This window comes from Halococcus sp. IIIV-5B (assembly GCF_003602035.1).
In the GTDB taxonomy this organism is placed as follows: domain Archaea; phylum Halobacteriota; class Halobacteria; order Halobacteriales; family Halococcaceae; genus Halococcus; species Halococcus salsus.
In genome coordinates, this window is record NZ_QZWE01000078.1 from 1 (window position 1) to 203 (window position 203).

Below are 203 nucleotides of genomic sequence, written 5' to 3' on the forward strand. Positions count from 1 at the left end.
CGCATGTCTCGTGGGCTCGGTCCGGTATGGGACAAGACCAGCGTGCTGGTGGCGACGGAGTTCGGCCGCACCGCCGCCGCGAACGGCACCGGCGGCACCGACCACGGCCAGGGATCCGTGGCGATGCTGATGGGCGGCGCGGTCGCGGGCGGACGCGTGATCGCCGACTGGCCCGGCCTGCGCAACGCCGACCTCTACGAAGG

1 protein-coding gene is annotated in these 203 nt (G+C 73.4%); it reads left to right on the top strand.

Going from position 1 to position 203, the window contains the following annotated elements:
• Nucleotides 1-203, top strand: a 203-nt coding sequence (locus D3261_RS19455) for a DUF1501 domain-containing protein (RefSeq protein WP_120075252.1), incomplete at both ends; no start/stop codon positions are given.